This window comes from Pseudomonas guariconensis, from assembly GCF_015680235.1.
Classification (GTDB): domain Bacteria; phylum Pseudomonadota; class Gammaproteobacteria; order Pseudomonadales; family Pseudomonadaceae; genus Aquipseudomonas; species Aquipseudomonas guariconensis_A.
The window spans coordinates 1-476 of the sequence record NZ_JADLJL010000083.1; the positions used below are offsets into that span (position 1 = coordinate 1).

At 66.8% G+C, this 476-nt stretch carries 1 protein-coding gene; it reads right to left on the reverse strand.

Features of this window, described 5'->3' with window-relative positions:
* The coding region (locus tag IRZ56_RS22940; protein WP_196147029.1) for an AMP-binding protein at positions 1-476 on the reverse strand (476 nt) is incomplete at both ends.

Sequence of the window (476 nt, forward strand, 5' to 3'; positions counted from 1 at the left end):
CAGCGCCCGGCGTGCCAGCTCGAAACTGGCCTGGGGCACGGCGTCGCCACCGAAGCAGTACACCCGCACCGCCGGAGGGTTGCCCTCACGTTCGGCGTGCTCGGCCAGTTGCTGCAGGTATGCCGGCGGGAACGCCGCCACGGTCACGCCGTGGGCCTTCATCTGCGTGTAGGTCTGTTCCGGCGTCCACAGCGTGTTGTCACGCAGCAGCAGGCTGGCGCCCTGGGTCAGGCAGGTCAGCCAACGTTCGTGGGCACCGTCGAAGGCGAACGACATGAAGTGCAGTTCGCAGTCGTCCGGGCGCATTTCGTAGCGCTCGGCGATGGCCTGCACGTGCATGGCCAGCGGCCCGTGAGAGACCGCCACGCCCTTGGGTTGGCCGGTGGAGCCGGAGGTGTAGATGAGATAGGCCAGCTGGTTCGGGTCTGTTTCTACCTGCGGGTTATCGATTTCGCCCTGCGCGATGGCGTCTTCGA